This is a genomic window from Microbacterium thalli, assembly GCF_028737325.1.
Lineage (GTDB): Bacteria > Actinomycetota > Actinomycetes > Actinomycetales > Microbacteriaceae > Microbacterium > Microbacterium thalli.
Map to the genome: position 1 here is coordinate 1 of NZ_JAQZCH010000020.1, position 272 is coordinate 272.

Consider the following 272-nt stretch of genomic DNA (forward strand, 5'->3'; position numbering starts at 1 on the left):
TACTCGGTGTTCACACGAGCAGCGCGCTCGAGCAGACGGGAGTGCAGGTAGAACACGTCACCAGGGTAGGCTTCACGGCCTGGTGGGCGACGCAGCAACAGGGATACTTGACGGTAGGCCCAAGCTTGCTTGGTCAAGTCGTCATAAATGATCAGGGCGTCTTCGCCACGATCACGGAAGTATTCACCCATGGTGCAACCGGAGTAAGGAGCCAGGTATTGCATGGCGGCGGACTCGGAAGCCGAGGCGGCCACAACAATCGTGTACTCCAG

1 pseudogene is annotated in these 272 nt (G+C 58.8%); it reads right to left on the minus strand.

The window, feature by feature from the left end:
* Nucleotides 1–272 (minus strand): annotated as a pseudogene (locus PUW82_RS15090) (F0F1 ATP synthase subunit alpha); the annotation flags it as partial.